Below are 20,929 nucleotides of genomic sequence, written 5' to 3'. Positions count from 1 at the left end.
ACTCCACAAGCACCCACACGAATTGCTTGATTCAGTTGTTAAAGAGCGGTTGGTTAAGAGCTTTCGTCTCAACCGAGGCGCGCATTCTACAGCAGCCTCATTTGCTGTCAAGTGATTATTTTCTGAAATTTTCCAAGTTTCCTTTTCAACTTCAACCACTTGCGCTTCCGATCTCTCGTCAGCGGGAGGCGAATTCTACAGCGTTACTCGCTGCTGTCAACACCTCTTTTTCAACTTCCTTCTGGCTTCGATGAACTGAAGCAATCTGCTGCCGAAAACTGCGTAACTCGTTGTTTACCAAGGAGTTTTCTGTTTCGACTGCGCCGGAAGTGGGGCGAATTATAGGCCTCCAGAATCTGCCGTCAAGCATTGATTCAGGTTTTCTACCGACAGGTGCAAAAACATTGCTTATATATAGACGCGCCAGCGGGGAATGCGCAGTATATTGCCCAACACAAATAGAAATACCCTTGATTCCTATATTTCGGACGATGCCACGTAATGAATGACCAGCCTCGCAGCCTAGCCTCTACCCTGTTCTCGGTTGGGCTGCTGCTCATAGCCATGGCATCGATCCAGTCTGGAGCCTCCCTGGCCAAAAGCATGTTCTCCGTTGTTGGCCCTCAGGGGACGACAACATTACGACTGATTTTTGCCTGCGTAATCATGATGCTGATACTGCGTCCATGGCGGGCAAAACTCACCGCAAGATCCCTGCGCACCGTCATCGTCTACGGGATGGCACTGGGCGGCATGAATTTCCTCTTCTATATGTCATTGCAAACCGTCCCGCTGGGCATCGCGGTGGCGCTTGAATTCACCGGCCCACTGGCGGTGGCAATCTACGCCTCGCGTCGCGCGATCGACTTTTTGTGGATAGCCCTGGCAGCGGTCGGCCTGCTGTTGCTGATACCAACGGGAGAAGCGACCGCTGGCATCGACCTCATAGGTGCCGGATATGCCTTGGGTGCAGGGGTCTGCTGGGCACTTTACATTTTGTTCGGGCAAAAAGCCGGGGCCGACAATGGCGTGCAGACCGCCGCATTGGGGGTAATGATCGCCGCGCTCTTTGTAGCCCCTATCGGCATTGTCCATGCCGGCTCCGCATTGCTGACCCTGTCACTGATCCCCGTGGCCCTTGGCGTCGCCGTCTTGTCCACCGCCCTGCCCTACACCCTGGAGATGGTCGCGCTGACCCGCATGCCGGCCAGAACCTTCGGTACCCTGATGAGTATCGAGCCAGCCTTCGGCGCCCTATCCGGCTTGCTGTTCCTTCATGAATACCTCTCACTGTCGCAGTGGATGGCAATCCTGTGCATCATCCTGGCCTCCGTCGGCGCAACCATGACCATGAGCACCGCCACCAGGCCAGCAGTAGCGGCAGATTGAGAGCGGATATGACACGGGTCTGGTATTTGCCGCTCAATTAGGCCATGTTTAGCCCCGCAACCCAGGGCCATGCCATGGACAAATCCAGATAGGGATATCGGTACGCGTCAAGCGAAAGCGAATGCAGCCAGACCCGGGCACAAGATCCGGGGAAGCTATAAGGACAGGAATGAAACGATTTTTGATACTGGCCGCCGTACTTGCAATTGCAGGCTGCGCAGCGACCTCGGAAACACAGATCAAGCACGGCAAGAAAGGGCTACACATCAACTGTTCCGGACTGTCTTCATCCTGGGACAAGTGCTACGCCAGCGCCGCCAATTCCTGCGCCCCCAAGGGATACAAGGTCATCGCCAAGTCGGGAGATGCCGTGGAAGAGCCCGGCGATTACCCGTTTGGCCTCAATCCTGCGGGTTATACCAGCCGTAGCATGATTGTCATCTGCAAATAGGCAGGGTCGTTGCGTCAGGTTCTCGGACTTGCGATCTGACGGCCGATTTCCTCATAGCTGGACTTCAGCACTGTGCGCTGGATATCCGGGCTAGCCAGCATGCGCGCCACGACCAGCGCGCCAATACATTGCGACAGAATCGCCCACGCCAGGCTGTCGCTTTGCAAAACACCCGCCCAACTTTCCTGAAGCCGACAAATCCAGTGCTCTGCCTGTTGACGGACTGTCAGGTCGGAACGGGCAATTTCCGCCCCCAATGCCGGTAATGCACAACCGGTTTCCGGATTCTCGACGTGAGACATGCTCAGGTACTGTTTCAAGCAGCGCTCAAGCTTGTCAAGGTGCTGCCCCTCCCCCAGTCGCGCCAGGCTTTGTCCCAACTCACGCTCGACAATGCTTGCGAACAGCTCGTCCTTTGACGAGAAGTGGCTATAGAAGGCACCGCCACTCAGGCCGATCGCTTTCATCAGGCCGTCCACGCCCACCGTTGAAAATCCGGACTTCTTGGCCGATACCGCACTGCTTTCCAGCAGCCTTTGCCTGGTTTCCAGCTTGTGACTGGCCGAATAACGCATTGCTCTTCCCCTTGAATTGCTCACCTTGACGCCTGTCGAATCATAGCATAACGTTCGTTTAGTTAACGATCGTTTACCAAAAGGGATCTACCCATGAATAACAAGAAGGTCGTACTGGTCGTCGGTGCTGGTGATGCCACGGGCGGCGCCATTGCCAAGCGTTTTGCCCAGGAGGGTTTTGTCGCCTGCGTCACCCGCCGCAGTGCGGACAAACTCCAGCCACTGGTGGATGCCATCAAGACCGAGGGTGGCGAGGCCCACGGTTTTGCCTGCGATGCACGCAAGGAGGAAGACGTGATCGCGCTGGTCGAGCGGATCGAAAGCGAGATCGGTCCCATCGAGGCATTTGTCTTCAATATCGGCGCCAACGTGCCGTGCAGCATTCTCGAAGAAACCGCCCGCAAGTATTTCAAGATCTGGGAAATGGCCTGTTTTTCCGGTTTTCTCAATGCGCGTGAAGTGGCCAAACGCATGGCCAGGCGCCAACGCGGCACGATCCTGTTCACCGGGGCCACTGCCGGCCTGCGGGGCGCAGCCGGGTTCGCCGCATTTGCCGGTGCCAAGCACGGCATTCGTGCACTGGCACAAAGCATGGCCCGAGAGCTCGGCCCCATGAATATTCACGTTGCCCATGTCGTCGTCGACGGCGCCATCGATACCGACTTCATCCGCGAAAGCTTCCCGGAAAAATATGCCACCAAGGATCAGGATGGCATCCTCGATCCTGAGCATATCGCCGAAAATTACTGGTACCTGCACAGCCAGCCCCGCGATGCCTGGACCTTCGAGCTGGACCTTCGCCCCTGGAGCGAACGCTGGTAAGCCCTCCCCTACAACAATAAGCAGAGCGCACCGACCATGAGCAAAACCGTGGAGTTCTACTTCGACCTCGGCAGCCCCGCCACCTATCTGGCCTATACCCAGCTACCGAAAATTTGCGCACAGACTGATACCCGGTTGATCTACATTCCGTTCTTGCTGGGCGGAGTGTTCAAAGCCACCGGCAACGCCTCTCCGGTGACTATCCCGGCCAAGGGCCGCTACATGTTTCAGGATCTGGACCGCTACGCCAAACGCTACGGCGTGCCCCTGAAATTCAATCCGCACTTCCCGATCAATACCTTGATGCTCATGCGCGCCGTGACAGGCATGCAACTGCGCCACCCTGAACGCTTTGCCGCCTTCATTGACTGCCTGTTCAACGCCATTTGGGTCGAGGGTCGCAGCCTGGATGAACCTGCAACCGTCGCGGCAGTATTGAGCGAAAATGGATTCGATCCACAAGAGGTGCTGGCCCTGAGCGCCGATGAGGAAGTCAAAGCCCTGCTCAAGGACAACACCGAAAAAGCCGTGCAGCGAGGAGTGTTTGGTGCGCCAAGCATGTTTGTCGATGACCAACTGTACTTCGGCCAGGATCGACTGGACTTCGTGCTCGAAGCCTTGAGTTAGATCTCGACCACCAACCGCCCCTTTGCCGCTCCCGACAAGAGCAGTTCATGGGCGGCTTCTGCCGATTCCAGCGTGAACGAGTGCGGGTCAAGCAACGGCACGAGCTTACCCGCTTCGATCAACCGCGCCGCCTGGTGCAGAATTTCGCCGTGATGCTCACGCCCCTGGCCCGTCAGAAGCGGCAGCAAAGTGAAGACACCGGAGTAAGTCGCCCCGCGAAAGGAAAGCGGTGCCAGGCTGTGCTGCCCCCAACCAAGGCAGCTGAGCACATGCCCGTGATACATCCGTGCCGCCTTGAATGACGCATCCAGCGTTTCACCCCCCACGGTGTCATAGACAATGTCGAAGCCCTCACCCGCCGTATGCTCAGCCACATAGTCTTCAACCGAAGACTTGCGGTAATCGATAAACGTCGCGCCGAACCCTTCGATGATCGATTGTTGCCCGGCCGAGCCCGTGGCAAAAACCCTGGCGCCAAAAGCGCGGGCGATTTGCACGGCGACATGGCCGACGCCACCGGCGCCGCCATGAATCAATACCGTCTGCCCGGATCGAACGTGCGCCCGGTCCACCAGGCCCTCCCAAGCCGTAATCAGCACCAGCGGCAATCCGGCAGCCTCGCGCATGCTCAAATTGTGCGGTTTGCGAGCCAACAGTCGCGCATCGACCGTCGCGTATTCGGCCAACGAACCTTGAATACCGCCAATACCGGTGGCCATGGCGTACACCTCGTCCCCCGGCAACCAGCCACTGACTCCCTCTCCCAGCGCCTCTACGGTCCCGGCCAGATCCATTCCCACTATCGCCGGCAATGGTTGCCCCGCATGGGCCGCCTGCCCGGAGCGGATTTTGCCGTCCAGCGGATTGACACCGCTGGCCTTGATCCTGACCAGTACCTGCCCCGCCTGCGGCACGGGCCGTGCAATGGAAACCAAGCGCAATGGCGCATTGGCCGAGTCGACCATCAGAGCGCGCATATTCAGTGAGTCAGTCATTTCGTCATGCCCCATCAGAAGTGGATGTGGGACCATCTTGTCTCGCCAAATTCATTCCGATAAGACGCCATATCGCTATAGTGATCATGCCTAACTGGCATCAATGAGGATCCCGTGGACAAACTCAATGCAATGGCGATTTTCGTGCGGGTGGTCGAACGAGGCAGTTTTTCCGCCGTTGCCCGGGAGTTGCAGACCAGCCAGCCGACCATCAGCAAAATGTTGCAAGCACTGGAAACCCGATTGGGCGGAAAGCTGATTACCCGCAGCACCCGCAAGTTGTCCCTGACGGACGAAGGTCGGCGCTACTACAACGAATGCCGGCTCATCCTCGCCGCCGTGGATGCGGCGGAACATAGCTTTCAATCCGGTCGGGAAAAGGTCGCCGGAGCGTTGAAGGTCGGCTCGTCGGTCAGTTTCGGACGATTGCAGATCGCTCCCCGTTTGCCGGACTTTCTCAAACACTACCCTGACGTACAGATAGACCTGCAACTGAGCGATCAAAACCAGGATCTGGTCAGCGAAGGGCTGGACGTGACTTTCAGGATCGGAGCCTTGAACGATAGTGGCCTGATCGCTCGCCTTGTCGGTACGACCCACCGGGTAACCGTCGCCTCGCCTGACTACCTCAGGCAAAACGGCCAGCCGCAAACGCCAGAGGAACTGGGCAGGCACAACTGCCTGATGTTCAACCTGCTGAGCAGTCAAAGCCTGTGGGCGTACACAAAAGATGCGCAACGTCATGAAGTGCGGATCAAGGGCAATGCACAGAGCAACAATTCCGAGGCGATCCGCGAACTGGTGCTGGGGGGATTGGGAATCGCGCTGTCACCGGTGTGGTTATTCAGCGAAGATCTGAATGCTGGCCGGGTGGTCGCGATTCTGCAGGATTACAGCACGCTGGCGCTGCCGATACATGCCGTTTCCCCGGCGAATCGTCGCCAATCCGCCAGGGTCAAAACCTTTGTCGACTTTATGGCTCAGGCGCTGGATAACGCGCCTGAGCTACACAGGAACCGATAGCTGCGCCCGATCAAATAGCCGCAGTGCGGGTATTGAGCCACTCCAGTGCGGCACCTTCGACCAACGGACTCAGGCGCTCGCGCACTTCGGCGTGGTAGGCATTGAACCACTGCTTTTCCTCGACCGACAGCAGCGAAGTTTCCAGGCAGCGCGTATCGATCGGGCACAGGGTCAGGGTTTCGAACTTGAGGAACTCGCCGAATTCGCTTTTGCCTGCCTCACGGTTCATCGCCAGGTTTTCGATCCGCACCCCCCAACGACCAGGACGATAGGTGCCCGGTTCAATGGACGTGATCATGCCGGGTTGCATCGCGGTTTGCGGTGCAGGTGCGGCCTGATAGGCGATGACTTGCGGACCTTCGTGGACGTTCAGGAAGTAACCGACGCCATGACCGGTGCCGTGACCGTAGTCGACACTGTCCGCCCAGATGGGCGCACGGGCGATGGCATCGAGCAGCGGCGACAGAATGCCTTTGGGGAACTGCGCGCGGGACAAGGCAATCACGCCCTTGAGCACGCGGGTGCAATCGCGTTTTTGCTCATCGGTCGGTGTGCCCACCGCCACCATCCGCGTGATGTCGGTGGTGCCGCCCAGGTACTGGCCGCCGGAGTCGATCAACAGCAAACCGTCCCCCTCGATCACAGCGTGTTCTTCTTCGGTGGCGTGGTAGTGCGGCATCGCGCCATTGGCATTGAACGCCGCGATGGTGTTGAAACTCAGCGACACATAATCCGGACGGCGCTCACGGGCGGCGGTGAGTTTTTCGTCGATGGTCAGTTCAGTGATGCGCTCGCGGCCCAGCGCCGAGTCCAGCCAGGCGAAAAATTCGCACAGCGCTGCGCCGTCCTGCTCCATGGCCTTACGGATGTGTTCGGCATCGGCCTGGCTTTTTTGCGATTTGGCCAGGGTGGTCGGGTTCAGGCCTTCGATCAGCTTCACCCCGCTGTCGAGGCTGTCCAGCAACCCCGCCGTGACCCGCGCCGGGTCGACCAGCAGACTCGCACCGCTCGGTACGGCACGCAGTGCGGCAGAGACTTCGCTGTAATCGCGCAAAGTCACGCCGTCCTGTTCGAGGATGGCGCGCAATTCGGTGCTGACTTTGCTCAAGGCGACAAACAACGTGGCCTGCTGTTGATTGATCAACGCGAAGGAAACAAACACCGGGTTGAACGACACGTCGCCGCCACGCAGGTTGAACAGCCAGGCGATGTCATCCAGGGTGGCGATGAAATGCCAGTCGGCACCCCGCGCCTGAAGGGTTTCACGCAGTTTGGCGAGTTTTTCGCCACGGCTGACGGTCGCCTGTGGTGGCAGGTGCTGGTAGATCGGTTCGTTCGGCAGGCCTGGGCGGTCGTTCCAGACTCCGCTCAACAGATCGATGTCGGTGCGCAGACGGGCGCCACGTTCTTCAAGTTTGCGGCCCAGGGTCCGTGCCGAAGCCACGGCCATGACCGCGCCATCGACCGCGACAACGCCACCTTCGGGGGTTTGCTCGGCCAGCCATTCCAGCGGTCCGGGTTGACCCGGTTGCAGCTTGACCAGATCAATGCCGCTACCCTTGAGCTCCTTGGTCGCCTGCTCCCAGTAACGGCTATCGGCCCAGACGCCGGCAAAATCCGGGGTCACGATCAAGGTGCCGACCGAACCATGGAAACCCGACAGCCACTGGCGCCCTTGCCAATAGCCCGGCAGGTATTCGGACAAGTGTGGGTCGGCCGACGGCACCAGCAAGGCGTGAATGCCCTCCCGGCTCATCAATTCGCGGGTTTGCGCCAGGCGCTGAGGCACCGATCCATTGATCGAAAGCTGCGTATTCATCGTGTCTCCTGCTAACCACTTCATCATTATTGTTGGGTGCCGATCAGCGCCGGCGCTTCGTCGCCTTATTGCCAGAACGCCGGAGCACTGGCGCAGGCTGCCTTGATCAGTTGAACCGCCTGGTCGATATCTTGCTCGGTGGTGAAACGCCCGAGGCTCAAGCGGATGGTGCGACTGGCCGAGCGGGCATCATGCCCCAGGGCCAGCAGTACATGAGATGGGGTATTGCTCGCGGAATTGCAGGCCGAGGTCGCGGAAAACGCGATCGAGGCCAGCAACGCCGCCGAGTTGAACTCACCTTCGTCGAAGGTCAGGCTCAGGGTATGGGGGATGCGCCGGGTCGGGCTGCCATTGAGCCGCACGCCGGGAATGCTCGACAACTGCCCGAGCAAGCGTTCACGCAGACGCACGATGACGGCCTTCTCCTCATCAAAAGAGGCTGCCGCCAGGGCGAAAGCCGCGCCCATGGCCACGATCTGATGGGTCGCCAGGGTACCGGAGCGCAAACCGCCCTCATGCCCGCCGCCATGGATCTGCGCCTGCAAACGCTGCTGTGCACGAGGGCCGACGTACAACGCACCGATGCCTTTGGGACCATAGAGCTTGTGCGCGGAAAACGACATCAGATCCACCGGCCACTGCCCGAGATCGATCGCCACTTTGCCTGCGCCCTGTGCGGCGTCGACATGGAACAACGCCCCGCAATCGCGCACGACCTGACCGATAGCGGGAATGTCGTTGAGGGTGCCCAGTTCGTTGTTGACCAGCATCAGCGACACCAGGAAGGTGTCCTCGCGCATGGCTTGGCTGACCGCTTGCGCCGTGATCAGGCCCTCGGCGTCCGGAACCAGATAAGTCACCGAGACACCGGCATCCTGCAGTTGCCTGGCGGTATCGAGAATGGCTTTGTGTTCGATCTGGCTGGTGATGATATGGCCGCCGCCAGTACCGCGGGCCTGGGCCACGCCCTTGAGCGCGAGGTTGTTGGATTCGGTGGCGCCGGAGGTCCAGACGATCTGCCCGGGCGTCGCGCCGACCAGTTCGGCGACCTGGCGTCGCGCCTGTTCGACCGATTGCCGGGCCTGCTGGCCGAACGCATGGGAACTGGAGGCCGGGTTGCCGAAATTACCGGTAAAGCCCAGACACTCGACCATCACCTTGATGACCCGCTCATCCACCGGCGTGGTGGCAGCGTAATCGAAATACAACGGACGTTTATTCATAAAAGTCTCGCAGAGCGTGTTCCGGGATCAGGAAGCTCGTGACTGCAAACGGCAAAGCGCAGCCTTGTGAGCTGCGCGCTGTTTTCAGAACGTACCAATACCTGATCGGATGCCGTTAAAGAAGAATTACTTCATTTAAAAGTGCGTAGGAACGCTCCTGAAAAGTCAGCTTAACAGGCATCGGGCAACCGGTTGAAGCAATGCGTCAGCTAAAGCTTTCGAGCAACAACGGATACAGCGAACCCACCAGCAGCGCGGCCATGCCCCAATTGAACAGACGCAACCAGCGGCGTTCCTTCAGAACATTGCGCAACAGCGTGCCGCAAGCGGCCCAGACACCGACGCTCGGCAGGTTGATGATGGCAAAAACGGCCGCGATCACGATCACGTTAGTGAAGTAACCCTGCATCGGCGTGTAGGTGCTGATGGCACCAATGGCCATGATCCAGGCTTTGGGATTGACCCACTGGAATGCGGCGGCGCCCAGATAGCTGATCGGTTTCGCCTCGCCCTGTTGACTCTCCGACATGGGCCCGGAATGGGCGATTTTCCACGCCAGATACAGCAAATACGCCGCCCCTGCATAACGCAGCACGGTGTAGAGCAAAGGGTAAGTCTGGAACACCGCGCCAAGGCCAAAACCGACCGCCACCACCAGTACAAAGAAGCCACAAGTGATGCCGAGCATGTGCGGAATCGTGCGATTGAAGCCGAAGTTCACCCCCGATGCCAGCAACATGGTGTTGTTCGGGCCGGGTGTGATCGAGGTGACGAGGGCAAACAGGGCGAAGCCCAGTAGCAGGTCGAGTGAGAGCGTCATGGGTGGCAGTCCGTCAGGGTCAGTCAGGTGTTGACCCTATCGCACCCCCTCGACGAAACCCACGGACAGTTACGCAAAACTTGGAGCGGTACAGTTTTGCCTCAGCTTGGACGACCGTGAAGCTGTACAGATCGCCCGGCGTTCATTTCACCCTGATTGTCGAAGCCGTACGACTTTTGCGGCTGGCCGAGCAGTTCGGCTTTTTTCGCGTGGTACTCGTCGAAGGACAGTCCACGGCGGTTCAGCGCTTCCAGCGCCAGTTCCTTGCTTTCTTCAGCGGTATAAGGGCGAAGCTCGGGGGAGACATGGCTGGCACATCCGGCGAGTACAGAGACGGCGAGCATCAGCATCGTAGCGATCATCGGTTTCATATCTGGCGTCCTGGCGACTGGGTTCGAGGCAATGAACACAGGCTACCCGCGCCTCCCGGGCAGCAGAAATCAACGCTTTCAATAGTGGCTATCAGGAAATGGCGATCATGGTCGATGCGCGGGGAAAACCCGGGCCGGGGGTGCATTGGCTGGAGCCGACTCGATGGCACTTGTGCGGTGTGGCTACTCGTCGGGCACTCGGTGAGTATGAAAGAGGCTGGCCTATATTTATTCCGTCGTACAACGGCACAGGCACTTTCCATACACACTACAAGATCAGGGAGATCCATCATGAGCGTCAAACCCATTCCTGAGGGATATCACAGCATCACCCCTTACCTGGGCATCAACAAAGCCGCCGAAGCCATCGCCTTCTACAAAAAAGCCTTCGGCGCCATTGAAGTCATGCGCCTGAACATGCCCGATGGCGGTGTCGGTCACGCCGAACTGCGCATCGGCGATTGCCCGATCATGTTGGGCACACCATGCGATCAAGGACCGTTGAGCAATCCGGACAAGTCGCCGTCCGTGGGTCTGCATTTGTACGTGACGGATGTCGACAAGTCCTACAAACAGGCGATCGATGCCGGCGCAACCGTTGTATCGCAGGTCAAGGATCAGTTTTACGGCGACCGTTCGGGCACATTGAAGGATCCCTACGGGCACCTGTGGTTCCTGGCCACTCGCAAGGAAGACCTGACCCAGGCGCAGATCGAACAACGGGCCAAGGAGATGTTTGCCCAGGGTTGAAATCCCTGGCGATGGAGCGAGCCTCTTCGCGAGCAGGCTCGCTCCAGGTTTTTCAGTGTTTTTCAGATCGGTTGCAGCGGCATCGTCAGCTCAACCCGCAAGCCGTCCGGCCGGCTGTCGAAATGCAACGTGCAACCGCAACGCTGGACGATGGCCTGGACAATCGCCAACCCCAGACCGCAGCCGGTGCTCTGACCGTTGCGCCAGAAACGCTGGGTCAGGTGTTGCAGATCTTCTTCGGCAATGCCCGGCCCATGGTCGCGCACCACGAACTGCACACGATTGCCGGTGGTTTCCAGGCTCAACTCCACCGTTTTGTCGGCGGGGGTATGGCGCAGTGCGTTGTCGAGCAAGTTGCGCAGCGCGGCAATCGACAGCACGGCGGGCATTTGTACCGGCGCGGCGCAAACCTTGCCCGGCGCCTGAAACCTGATGCGCTGGCGATCGCCGCTCGCCACGTCGTGGATCGCCAGTTTCGCCACTTGCTCGGCATTGCACTGCACACCGTCGTCAAACGACAGACTGCCCTCGACGCGCGCCAGCAACAGCAATTGTTCGAGGGTCCGGTGCATGCGGTCGGCGCCCTCTTCGGCCCGGGCCAGGGACTGGTCCCGGGCGCTGCCGTCAGTCATCCGCGCCACTTGCAGGTGGGTCTTGATCGCGGTCAGCGGGCTACGCAGTTCGTGGGCCGCGTCTCCGGTCAGGCGACGTTCGCGCTCGATGGTCTTGCCGATGCGCTGGAGCAACTGGTTCTGGGTTTCCAGAAGGGGTTGCAACTCGCTGGGCAACGGCTGGATCTGCAAGGGTTCGAGGGAGTCGGCGCTGCGGCGCATCAAGGCGTCGCGCATGCGATTGAGCGGCGCCAGCCCCTGGCCGATGCCCAGCCAGAGCAGGCACAGACACCCGAGCAGCGCCACGCCCACCGGCACCGAAGCGGCCAGCAGGATCGACATGTTCAACGCCTCGCGCTCGATCTGCCGGTCGGCGGTGGTGATGCGCAGATCGCCCCGGGCCAAGGTGAAACTGCGCCACGGCGCGCCGTCGATCATCTGATCATGAAAACCGAGTTTCTCGGCCTCCAGGGCCTGCTGCGGTTCGGTGTGACTGCGGGCAAGGATTTCACCGCGCAACGAGCTGACCTGGCACGCCATGCCACCCGGAATGTTCAACTGTTCGGCACTGAAGTGGGTGCCCTCGCCCTTGCTCGGCACAGGCGGCAGCTGCTCCATCAGGCCGGCGACCATGCGTGCCGACGCCACCAGGCGCTGATCGAGGGAAAACATCATTTGATTGCGCAAATCGCTGAGCATCCAGGCCGCGGCCAGGGCCCAGATCAACGCAAACGCGACGCCGAGCGTCAGGCTCAGGCGCAAACGCAGACTCATCACTTCGGTTCTTCTCCGCCATCAGCCGGCCCCAGGCGATAACCCAGGCCACGCACGGTCTCGACAATGCCATTGCCGAGTTTGCGCCGCAGGTGATGGATATGGACGTTGAGGGCGTTGCTTTCCAGCTCGTCGTTGAAGCCATAGACACTGTCCTTGAGTTGCTCGGTGGACAGCACTCGCCCACGGTTGTGCAACAAGGCTTGCAACAGCGACTGTTCGCGGCGCGAAAGGTCCACCGGCTGCCCCGCGAGCGTGGTTTCGCGGCTGCTCGGGTCGTAAGTCAGGGCTCCGTGTTCGATCAGGTTGACGCTACGCCCCGCCACCCGCCGCAACAACGTGTGCAAGCGTGCAGCGAGTTCACGCAAGTCGAACGGCTTGAGCAGATAGTCGTCCGCACCGGCCTGCAGGCCATCGACGCGGTCGGTGACCGAGTCCCGGGCGGTGAGGATCAAGACCGGCAACTCCAGGCCTTGATGACGCAATTGCTGCAACAGCTTGAGGCCATCTTCGTCCGGCAATCCGAGATCGAGCACCATCACGTCGAACTCCGCTACTTTGAGCATCGCCCGGGCGGCGGACGCCGTGGCGACGTGCTCCACGGTAAGACCCTGGGCGGTCAGGCCGGCGACAATGCCGCTGGCGATCAGCTCATCGTCTTCGCAAACCAGTACGTGCATGGGGAGCCTCGTAGAAATAAAGCCGATTAAGCCGTTGACCGATTAAGCCGACATTATGCCGCAAGCGCCGGCGCAACAAGGCCTGGGCGGTTAATCATCGGTTAATCGCCACCCGCCACTGTGCACCTCATTAGCACAGGGCAAAGGCTTATCCATGCATCGTCTGTTTTTACTTTTTACCCTCTTGATCGCGGGCCTGGCCCAGGCGGGAAGCAATCCGTTCGACACCAAACCTGAATTTCTCCCGGTTGATAAAGCCTTCACGTTTACCTCCGAACGTCTGGAATCCGGTGAAACCCAGCTCTATTGGCAGATCAGCGACGGCTATTACCTGTACCAGAAACGCTTGAAGTACGACGGATTGCCTGTCGCGCAGCATCCCGCGTTGCCGGAAGGTGAAACCCACAGCGACGAGTTTTTCGGTGAACAGCAAGTCTACCGTCAGGGTCTGGAGCTGAAGATTCCGGCGGGTGCCAGCGGCACGGTCAAGGTCAGTTACCAGGGCTGTGCCGATGCCGGTTTGTGTTATCCGCCGCAAACCAGAGTCGTGGACCTGGGCAATGCCAATGCGTTGAATACGGCCACTGAAGCACCGGACCAGGCGCTGGCCAGCAGCCTGCAACAACGGGCGCTGGGCTGGAGCCTTTTGCTGTTCTTCGGCCTGGGCCTGTTGCTGGCCTTCACGCCTTGTTCATTACCGATGCTGCCGATTCTGGCCGGGTTGATCGTCGGCAGCGGCGCCACGCCCAGACGCGGTTTCGCCCTGGCCAGCAGTTACGTGGTCAGCATGGCGCTGGTGTATGCGGCGTTGGGAGTTCTGGCCGCCTCCCTCGGGGCCAATCTGCAAGCCTGGCTGCAGAACCCCTGGCTGCTGGGGAGTTTCGCGGCGATTTTCGTGGTGCTGGCACTGCCGATGTTCGGTTTCTTCGAACTGCAACTGCCGGTGGCCGTGCGTGATCGCCTGGAAAACGTCTCGCGCAATCAACGCGGGGGCAGTCTGATCGGCGCCGGGGTGCTCGGGGCGCTGTCCGGCCTGCTGGTCGGCCCGTGCATGACTGCACCGCTGGCCGGTGCCTTGCTCTACATCGCGCAAAGCGGTAACGCGTTGCATGGCGGATTGATTCTGTTCGCCATGGGCATCGGTATCGGCGTGCCACTGCTGTTGCTGGTGACCGTCGGCAATCGCTTCATGCCCAAACCCGGCGCCTGGATGAACCTGGTCAAAGGCATTTTCGGCTTTCTGTTCCTCGCCACCGCGTTGCTGATGCTGCGCCCGGTGCTGGACGAATCCCTGTGGGTCGGATTGTGCGGTGCGCTGCTGTTGATCACGGCCTTCAGTGCCTGGAAACAATCGGAAGGTTTCGGCCGTGTCGCGTACCTGTTTGGCGCCAGCTCGTTGCTGCTCGGTTTGTGGGGCAGCCTGCTGGTGATCGGGTCGGCTGGCGGCAGTGACGATCCGTTCAATCCGTTGCAAGTCTTCCGCGCCTCGAACCAGGCAGTGGCCGCCGTGCCGGTTGGCCACGATGCCTTCACCACCGTCAAGGATCCGCGATCACTGCAACGGGAACTCGACGCGGCGCAGGCGCAGGGCCAATGGGTGCTGCTGGACTACTACGCCGACTGGTGTGTGTCGTGCAAGGTCATGGAAAAACAGGTGTTCGGCAAAGCCAATGTCATGCAAGCCCTCAGCGACGTGCGCTTGCTCCGGCTGGACGTCACCACCGACAATGCCGCCAGCCGCGAACTGCTCGGCCGTTACAAAGTGCCAGGGCCGCCGAGCCTGCTGTGGATTGGTGCTGACGGTCAAGAGCGTCGCAGCCAGCGCATCACTGGCGAGGTCGATGCCGATACTTTCCTGCAACGCTGGACCAACACCCGAGACGCCCGTTAATGCTGACCTTCACCCTCGGCACCTTTGCCATTGCGCTTAATCATCTGCTGCTGATCAGTGCGCTGGCGCTGGCCACGCTTGTCGGCTGGCGGGTGGCCAAACGTGGCGGTGACAACCCCGAGTCGGTACTGTTCAGCCTGTTTCTACTGGGCATGCTGGCGGCCCGAATCAGTTTCGTGGCGGTCTATTGGGCCCACTATCATAACGACCCGTGGCAGATCATCGACCTGCGCGATGGCGGTTTCCTCGCCTGGCCTGGGGTGATTGTGGTTTTGCTTGCCACGCTGTATCGCGGCTGGCGTCGCCCGGGTTTGCGCCGTCCATTGGGCTTTGGCGTGGCCAGCGGCCTGGCGTTCTGGTTGTTGGCGACGTTCTCCCTGTCGATTTATGAACAAGGCACACGCCTGCCGGAAATCACCCTGCGCAACGCTGCCGGCGAAACCGTGCAACTGGCCGACTACAAGGGCGGCCCGTTGGTGATCAATCTCTGGGCCACCTGGTGCCCGCCGTGCCGCCGGGAAATGCCGGTACTGGAAAACGCCCAGCAACAACGGCCAGACCTGACCTTCCTGTTCGTCAATCAGGCCGAAAGCATGCAAAGCGTCGCAACCTTTCTGGAAACCCAGGGCCTGAGCCTGTCCAACGTGCTGTTCGACGGCGGCGGACGCCTGAGCCAGGCCGTCGGTTCCATGGCGCTGCCGACTACGCTGTTCTACAACCCCGAGGGTCGCCTGCTAGGCAGCCATCTGGGCGAGCTGTCGGAAGCCAGCCTGGCCCGTGCCCTGGAAAACTTCGACACCGTACCCGCCACCTCTTCAAGGAAATTGCCATGTCCCGCCTCCGCCACCTGCTGACCCTGAGCCTCGGTGCGGCCCTGATTCACCTGCCGACGGTGCAGGCCGAAGAGTTGCCCGATGCCATCAAGAAAATCGAGGCCAAGGGCGCGAAAATCGTCGGCCAGTTCGACGCCCCCGACGGCTTGCGCGGTTATGCCGCGCAGTACCAGAGCCGCGGCATGGCGCTGTACCTGACCCCGGATGGCAAACACGTGTTGCTGGGCAACCTGTATGACGCCGAGGGCAATGACCTGAGCAGCGCACCTTTGCAGAAACTGGTGTATGCCCCGATGGCCAGGGAAGTCTGGGCCAAGTTCGAAACCAGCAACTGGATCGGCGATGGCAAAAAGGATGCGCCGCGAGTGGTGTATCTGTTCAGCGACCCGAACTGCCCGTACTGCAACATGTTCTGGGAACAGGCCCGGCCGTGGGTCAAGGCCGGCAAGGTGCAGTTGCGCCACATCATGGTGGGCATCATCCGCGAAGACAGTCCGGGGAAATCCGCCGCCCTGCTCGCCGCCAAAGACCCGGAAAAAGCCCTGCAGGACCACGAAGCCGCTGGCAAGGACAGTTCGCTCAAGGCCTTGACGGAAGTGCCGCCGGTGATTCAGGCAAAATTTGCGGCCAACATGCAATTGATGGAAGAGCTGGAGTTGCAGGCGACGCCGGCGATTTTCTACATGGATGACAAAGGTAATCTGCAACAGCAGCAAGGCGCGCCGTCGCCGGACAAACTGGTGAAGATTCTCGGGCCGAAGTGACTTCAGCGCCCCCATCGCGAGCAGTCAGGCCATTCAGATTGGACATGGGGCGGGCTCACGATAGTCGTCGACCGTTGTGAGCCATGCCAGGAAATTCAGGAGAAGACCGTCAATTGGCGACTTGTGGCGCCGGTTCGTTGTGCGGGATCGGCACCAACGCAATCTTGTACGGCTCGAAAATCTTCAGCATCTGGCCGTTGTCCCGCAAGCCCTGCAGCAACTTGCCGAACGCCTCGCCGCTGATTGGCGCGGTCGGGCGGAGAATGGCGTAGTGGTGATAGATCTGGTCAACGCGCTGGGACACCAGCAACTCGTCAGCGACTTTTTTATTGCGCAACAAGTAGTCGAACAGATAAGAGCGCGTGACCAGGGCAATGTCGGCCCGGTCGCGTAATACCATCAGCAGATTGCTGTCGTGGGAATAGGTCAGCGTGGCGTTGTAGTTTTTCGCGAGGTACTGGGGATCGGCGTTGAAGTTGGCGAACTCGTAATGATAGCCGCTGAACAGAGCCAGGCGTTTGCCGTTCAGGTCGGAAAAATAGCTTTGCTGTCGATCGGGATGGCGTTGCGCGACAAAAATCTCGGCGTCTTCCAGCCCCATGTCGACGGCAGTATGGGGAATGTCTTCCCAACCCCAGGCGGGATTTTCGAAGATCGCCATGTCGACCCGGCCCTGCTTGAAGTCACCGAAGCGCCGGGCAATGGACGTGGGCACCAGGACAAACTGGTAGTCACTTTGCGACGCGTTCAGCGCCTCGACCAGTTGCGGCAGCAACCCGGTATCGGCCCCGGATTCCGGGCGCACGGTATAGGGCGGAAAGTGCGCGGCACCAATGCGCACCAGCTGCGCAGCCTGGGACGGCAGCACCGTTGACGCTGCAAGCATCGCCAGCAAAAGCCGCGAGACTGACCGAATTGGCGAATCCATCAAAACAACCCCACTCCCCAATAAAACAGCATCAATGCATTCAAGCTAGGCGGTTTCGCCCAGTTAGCCAGTTTTATGCTGGCCAATACAACTTTATTGCCGGTCTTCCAGCACCAGAATCAACGCTTCATCAGCCAACTGATCGAGGCTCATGTTGCCATCGGCGCGAAACCAGGTGGTGGTCCAGGACAATGCGCCAGTCAGGAACCGCCGAGTGATGAACACATCGCCGCGAATAAACCCGGCGGTCTTGGCTTCGCCCAGTACCTGCAGCCAGATGTCTTCGTAGATATCCCGCAGCGCCAGGACTTTGGCCTGGCCCTCTTCGGACAGCGAGCGCCATTCATAGACCAGCACGGCCATGGCCTCGCCGCTGCCGCCCATGATCGACTGCAATTCACAGCGAATCAGCGCCAGCACCCGCTCGCGCACACTGCTGGCCTCGGCGACGGCCGCGCGCATCAACGCGGTGTTGTAGCGTATGGTTTCCTCCATCACGGCGCGCAGGATTTCGTCCTTGCTTTTGAAGTGATGGAAAATGCTCCCGGACTGAATGCCCACAGCACCGGCCAGATCGCGCACGGTCGTGCGCTCATAGCCTTTATTGCGGAACAGGTGGGCCGCGACTTGCAGCAGCTTGCCACGGGCGCTGTCCGGGTCGGTCAATTGGCCATCGTCCACCAATTCGCGCATGACCCTCAGGGCTTTTTGCTCATCCACCCGTTCTCTCCTACAGTCGATCAATCAATAACGTCGATCCCCCCGAAAACACCGGAGTTGCGCGGGCAATTTAAGCCCATGGATGCAACCAAGCAAGCGCTTGGGCATAAGATAATCAAGTCATTTACAAACCAAGCGCTTGCTTGGTAATGTCGATGCACTTCGATTGGAGGTGGCTATGGAATGGACTGCGCCTAAAACAATTCGCATCGGTTGCGCCAGCGCCTTCTGGGGCGACACCTCGACCGCTGCCGCGCAACTCGTGGAACACGGGCATCTGGACTATCTGGTCTTCGACTACCTGGCCGAGATCACGCTGTCGATCATGGCCGGCGCACGGATGAAAGATCCCCAGGCCGGCTATGCGGGTGACTTCATCGAAGTGCTCACGCCCTTGCTGGGGCAACTCGCGGCGCACAACATCCGGGTCATCAGCAATGCCGGCGGGGTCAATCCCCAAGCCTGCGCCGCCGCCCTGCAAGCAGCCTGTGACAGGGCCGGGGTAGCCTTGAAGATTGCCGTGCTGCTGGGTGACGATCTGCAACCGCAATTCAAACAGCTGGGCAACCTGGGCATTCATGAAATGTTCAGCGGCGCGCCTTTGCCACCGATGTGCGTCTCGACCAATGCCTACCTCGGTGCACCCGGCATCGTCGAAGCCCTGCGCCTGGGGGCGGACATCGTGATCACCGGGCGCGTGGTCGACAGTGCGGTGGTCAGCGCCGCGCTGGTACATGAGTTCGGCTGGTCGTGGCATGACTACGACAAGCTCGCCCAGGCGGCATTGGCCGGGCACATCATCGAGTGCGGCGCCCAGTGCACGGGCGGCAACTTCACCGACTGGCGCGACGTGCCCGACTACGAACACATAGGTTTTCCCATCGTCGAAGTCAGCGCCGACAGCCAGTTCATCGTCAGTAAACCCGAAGGTACGGGCGGGCTGGTCACGCCGCTGACGGTGGGTGAACAGATGCTGTACGAAATCGGTGACCCGCGCGCCTATCTGCTGCCCGACGTGGTGTGCGACTTCACTCAGGTCAAACTGCTGCAACAGGGCAAGAATGCGGTGCAGGTGCACGGCGCCAAAGGCCTGCCACCGACCGCTCAATACAAGGTCAGCGCCACGTATCCCGATGGTTTCCGCTGCACCGCCAGTTGCCTGATCGCTGGCATCGATGCCGTCGACAAGGCGCGGCGGGTCAGCGATGCGATCATCAACAAGACCTCGGAAATGTTCCGCCAGCGTGGCTGGGCACCCTACAGCGACGTGAGTATCGAGTTACTGGGCAGCGAGGCCACCTACGGCCCCCACGGCCAGCGTCAGGACAGCCGCGAAGTGGTGATCAAGCTCGCGGTACGCCATCCGGACAAGCAGGCCTTGATCGTGTTCTCCCGGGAAATCGCCCAGGCCGCCACCGGCATGGCGCCGGGGCTGACCGGCATTGTCGGTGGCCGGCCGACGGTGTATCCGCTGATCCGGCTGTTCTCGTTCCTGATCGACAAAACCGCCTGCACGCTGGACATTGATTTCTTGGGCCAGCGCCACCGGTGTGCCCTGCCCACCCTCGATGTGCTCGACCCGCTGCACCTGCCAGCCCCGCTTGCACCACCGAAACCGACGGGCCTGGCCGACGCCAGCGTGGCCCTGGTCAAACTGGCGGTCGCTCGCTCCGGCGACAAGGGCAACCACAGCAACATCGGCGTCATGGCCCGCGAGCCCGGGTTCCTGCCATGGATCGCCGAAGCCTTGACCCCGGAAGTGATCGTCGACTGGATGGGCCACGTCCTCGATCCCATCCACGGGCGGGTCGAACGCTGGTACTTGCCCGCCAGCCACAGCCTGAATTTCCTGTTGGAAAACGCCCTCGGCGGCGGCGGAATCGCCAGCCTGCGCATCGATCCGCAAGGCAAGGCCTTCGCCCAGCAACTGCTGGAAATCCAGATTCCGGTGCCGCAGCGCATCGCCGACCAGTTCAACTAGAGGATTGCCGCCATGGCCTACGATTCGATTTTCAAAGCCGATTTGTTTGCCGGCCAAAACATCATCGTCACCGGTGGTGGCAGTGGCATCGGCCGCTGCACCGCCCACGAACTGGCGGCCCTCGGCGCCCATGTGCTGCTGGTCGGGCGCAAGGCCGACAAGCTCAAAACCGTTGCGGCAGAGATCGCCGAAGATGGCGGCAAGGCCGATTGGGCGGTGTGCGACATCCGCGAGGAAGAACCGGTGGAGCACCTGGTCAGCGAATTGATTCGCAAACATGGCCCCATTCATGGCCTGGTCAATAATGCGGGCGGGCAGTACCCGTCGCCCCTGGCCTCGATCAATCAGAAGGGGTTCGAAACCGTGATGCGTACCAATCTGGTGGGCGGTTTCCTGATGGCCCGGGAAGTGTTCAACCAGTCCATGAGCAAGCACGGCGGCGCCATCGTCAACATGCTCGCCGACATGTGGGGCGGCATGCCCGGCATGGGTCACTCCGGCGCGGCACGTTCGGGCATGGACAACCTGACCAAGACCGCCGCGTACGAATGGGGTCATGCCGGGGTGCGGGTCAACGCCGTAGCACCGGGCTGGATTGCCTCCAGCGGCATGGATACCTACGAAGGCGCCTTCAAGGCGGCGATTCCGACGCTGCGCGAACACGTGCCGCTCAAGCGCATCGGCACCGAATCGGAAGTCAGCGCGGCGATTGTATTCCTGCTCAGCCCGGCAGCGGCGTTCGTCAGCGGCGCCACCTTGCGCATCGACGGCGCCGCCAGCCTCGGCGGGCGCGCCTGGCCAATCCACAAGGCGACCAACAGCACCTCGTATAACGGCTTCCACCGAGCCTACGTACCAGACGTGTTGAAGGACAAGGAATAA

At 60.4% G+C, this 20,929-nt stretch carries 21 protein-coding genes and 1 pseudogene; 12 read left to right on the top strand and 10 right to left on the bottom strand.

All coding sequences use genetic code 11. The annotated features are described in order from the left end of the window. The 3 genes and pseudogenes from KGA81_RS28580 to KGA81_RS28570 all read left to right on the top strand — a co-directional run. Nucleotides 1-254: pseudogene (locus KGA81_RS28580) on the top strand (hypothetical protein); the annotation flags it as partial. 247 nt (nt 255-501) lie between these two features. Then, nucleotides 502-1,389: a threonine/homoserine exporter RhtA gene (rhtA, locus tag KGA81_RS28575; protein WP_223550774.1), complete on the top strand. Its 888-nt coding sequence runs from the start codon at nt 502-504 to the stop codon at nt 1,387-1,389. A gap of 169 nt (nt 1,390-1,558) precedes the next feature. Continuing rightward, the gene (locus tag KGA81_RS28570; RefSeq protein WP_223550772.1) at nt 1,559-1,840 is read left to right on the top strand and encodes a hypothetical protein; all 282 of its coding nucleotides are present in this window, start codon (nt 1,559-1,561) and stop codon (nt 1,838-1,840) included. 14 nt (nt 1,841-1,854) lie between these two features. Here the strand turns inward: KGA81_RS28570 and KGA81_RS28565 are convergent, their stop codons facing one another. Beyond that, complete coding sequence (locus KGA81_RS28565) at nt 1,855-2,415, bottom strand: TetR/AcrR family transcriptional regulator (RefSeq protein WP_223550770.1); 561 nt, start codon at nt 2,413-2,415, stop codon at nt 1,855-1,857. A gap of 93 nt (nt 2,416-2,508) precedes the next feature. Between KGA81_RS28565 and KGA81_RS28560 the strand changes: the two genes are divergently transcribed. Then, a complete protein-coding gene (locus tag KGA81_RS28560; protein ID WP_223550768.1) occupies nt 2,509-3,237 on the top strand; it encodes an SDR family oxidoreductase in 729 nt (242 codons plus the stop codon). 36 nt (nt 3,238-3,273) lie between these two features. Next, nucleotides 3,274-3,864 (top strand): 2-hydroxychromene-2-carboxylate isomerase, encoded by a 591-nt coding sequence (locus KGA81_RS28555; RefSeq protein ID WP_223550767.1) that lies wholly within the window; start codon nt 3,274-3,276, stop codon nt 3,862-3,864. Here KGA81_RS28555 and KGA81_RS28550 read toward each other — a convergent pair. After that, nucleotides 3,861-4,859, bottom strand: coding sequence for a zinc-dependent alcohol dehydrogenase family protein (locus KGA81_RS28550; RefSeq protein ID WP_223550765.1), 999 nt, complete (start codon nt 4,857-4,859; stop codon nt 3,861-3,863). The two genes, KGA81_RS28555 and KGA81_RS28550, sit on opposite strands and share 4 nt — an antisense overlap. A gap of 114 nt (nt 4,860-4,973) precedes the next feature. On the opposite strand from KGA81_RS28550, the gene KGA81_RS28545 reads away from it, so the two are divergent. Continuing rightward, nucleotides 4,974-5,882 carry a LysR family transcriptional regulator gene (locus KGA81_RS28545; RefSeq protein WP_223550763.1) on the top strand — a complete coding sequence of 303 codons (909 nt, stop codon included), beginning with the start codon at nt 4,974-4,976 and terminating at the stop codon, nt 5,880-5,882. Between the two features lie 10 nt (nt 5,883-5,892). Here the strand turns inward: KGA81_RS28545 and KGA81_RS28540 are convergent, their stop codons facing one another. The 4 genes from KGA81_RS28540 to KGA81_RS28525 form a co-directional block, all read right to left on the bottom strand. Then, the gene (locus KGA81_RS28540) at nt 5,893-7,701 is read right to left on the bottom strand and encodes an aminopeptidase P family protein (protein ID WP_223550761.1); all 1,809 of its coding nucleotides are present in this window, start codon (nt 7,699-7,701) and stop codon (nt 5,893-5,895) included. A 65-nt stretch (nt 7,702-7,766) separates the two neighbouring features. After that, on the bottom strand, nt 7,767-8,924 hold the full coding sequence (locus KGA81_RS28535) for a cysteine desulfurase family protein (RefSeq protein WP_223550759.1): 1,158 nt from the start codon (nt 8,922-8,924) through the stop codon (nt 7,767-7,769). A 205-nt stretch (nt 8,925-9,129) separates the two neighbouring features. After that, nucleotides 9,130-9,744 carry a LysE family translocator gene (locus KGA81_RS28530; RefSeq protein ID WP_223550757.1) on the bottom strand — a complete coding sequence of 205 codons (615 nt, stop codon included), beginning with the start codon at nt 9,742-9,744 and terminating at the stop codon, nt 9,130-9,132. Between the two features lie 101 nt (nt 9,745-9,845). After that, nucleotides 9,846-10,115 carry a hypothetical protein gene (locus KGA81_RS28525; RefSeq protein ID WP_223550755.1) on the bottom strand — a complete coding sequence of 90 codons (270 nt, stop codon included), beginning with the start codon at nt 10,113-10,115 and terminating at the stop codon, nt 9,846-9,848. A gap of 291 nt (nt 10,116-10,406) precedes the next feature. Between KGA81_RS28525 and KGA81_RS28520 the strand changes: the two genes are divergently transcribed. Further along, a complete protein-coding gene (locus tag KGA81_RS28520) occupies nt 10,407-10,865 on the top strand; it encodes a VOC family protein (RefSeq protein WP_223550753.1) in 459 nt (152 codons plus the stop codon). A 62-nt stretch (nt 10,866-10,927) separates the two neighbouring features. Here the strand turns inward: KGA81_RS28520 and KGA81_RS28515 are convergent, their stop codons facing one another. Both KGA81_RS28515 and KGA81_RS28510 read right to left on the bottom strand, forming a co-directional pair. After that, on the bottom strand, nt 10,928-12,253 hold the full coding sequence (locus KGA81_RS28515) for an ATP-binding protein (protein WP_223550751.1): 1,326 nt from the start codon (nt 12,251-12,253) through the stop codon (nt 10,928-10,930). Next, nucleotides 12,250-12,930 (bottom strand): response regulator, encoded by a 681-nt coding sequence (locus KGA81_RS28510; protein ID WP_108219588.1) that lies wholly within the window; start codon nt 12,928-12,930, stop codon nt 12,250-12,252. The genes KGA81_RS28515 and KGA81_RS28510 overlap by 4 nt, the downstream gene beginning before the upstream one ends. Before the next feature lie 154 nt (nt 12,931-13,084). On the opposite strand from KGA81_RS28510, the gene dsbD reads away from it, so the two are divergent. From dsbD to dsbG, 3 genes are read left to right on the top strand one after another with little or no spacing between them, the layout of a single operon-like run. Further along, nucleotides 13,085-14,821, top strand: coding sequence for a protein-disulfide reductase DsbD (gene dsbD / locus KGA81_RS28505; protein ID WP_223550749.1), 1,737 nt, complete (start codon nt 13,085-13,087; stop codon nt 14,819-14,821). Continuing rightward, entirely contained in the window at nt 14,821-15,675 is an 855-nt protein-coding gene (locus tag KGA81_RS28500) for a TlpA disulfide reductase family protein (protein ID WP_223550747.1), read from the top strand. The genes dsbD and KGA81_RS28500 overlap by 1 nt, the downstream gene beginning before the upstream one ends. Continuing rightward, complete coding sequence (dsbG, locus tag KGA81_RS28495; RefSeq protein WP_223550745.1) at nt 15,651-16,418, top strand: thiol:disulfide interchange protein DsbG; 768 nt, start codon at nt 15,651-15,653, stop codon at nt 16,416-16,418. Before KGA81_RS28500 ends, dsbG begins: the two co-directional genes overlap by 25 nt. Nucleotides 16,419-16,527: 109 nt before the next feature. Here the strand turns inward: dsbG and KGA81_RS28490 are convergent, their stop codons facing one another. Beyond that, the gene (locus KGA81_RS28490) at nt 16,528-17,346 is read right to left on the bottom strand and encodes a substrate-binding periplasmic protein (RefSeq protein WP_223550743.1); all 819 of its coding nucleotides are present in this window, start codon (nt 17,344-17,346) and stop codon (nt 16,528-16,530) included. Between the two features lie 93 nt (nt 17,347-17,439). Continuing rightward, entirely contained in the window at nt 17,440-18,066 is a 627-nt protein-coding gene (locus KGA81_RS28485; RefSeq protein WP_223550741.1) for a TetR/AcrR family transcriptional regulator, read from the bottom strand. Between the two features lie 178 nt (nt 18,067-18,244). On the opposite strand from KGA81_RS28485, the gene KGA81_RS28480 reads away from it, so the two are divergent. After that, nucleotides 18,245-20,047: an acyclic terpene utilization AtuA family protein gene (locus KGA81_RS28480; protein ID WP_223550739.1), complete on the top strand. Its 1,803-nt coding sequence runs from the start codon at nt 18,245-18,247 to the stop codon at nt 20,045-20,047. Between the two features lie 12 nt (nt 20,048-20,059). Further along, the gene (locus tag KGA81_RS28475; protein WP_108219599.1) at nt 20,060-20,929 is read left to right on the top strand and encodes an SDR family oxidoreductase; all 870 of its coding nucleotides are present in this window, start codon (nt 20,060-20,062) and stop codon (nt 20,927-20,929) included.

Origin of the sequence: Pseudomonas sp. A-B-19, assembly GCF_019947515.1 — a bacterium.
Taxonomy (GTDB): Bacteria; Pseudomonadota; Gammaproteobacteria; order Pseudomonadales; family Pseudomonadaceae; genus Aquipseudomonas.
This window is presented reverse-complemented; position numbering and strand designations above follow the sequence as displayed.